This window comes from Pseudomonas spartinae, from assembly GCF_965197125.1.
Lineage (GTDB): Bacteria > Pseudomonadota > Gammaproteobacteria > Pseudomonadales > Pseudomonadaceae > Aquipseudomonas > Aquipseudomonas composti_A.
Map to the genome: position 1 here is coordinate 1 of NZ_CBDAMB010000050.1, position 255 is coordinate 255.

A 255-nucleotide genomic window follows, 5' to 3' on the forward strand; every position below is an offset into this window, starting at 1 on the left:
CGTTTACCACGGGCGTAAGGATGGGGGTTGGTGAACACACCACGACATGCCTTGCGCCCCTCGTCAGTGCGACGTATAGATTCTGGGGGGTCATAAGCTCAGGATGCAGGACAACCGAGACATCCGCTTCCAGCCCCTTGAGAAGTAATGTGCTGCCTACAGAGCGTCTTGCGATCGGTCGGGCAAGGTGTCTATTGCGCTCTCGCGCTTGAATGGCTGCACTCAGAAAGTCGGCAGCACCTCCCACCACCGCTT

Annotated in this window: 1 pseudogene; it reads right to left on the reverse strand. The window is 58.0% G+C overall.

Annotated elements, in window-relative coordinates:
• Positions 1-255, reverse strand: a pseudogene (locus tag ACN8M7_RS26010) (UvrD-helicase domain-containing protein); the annotation flags it as partial.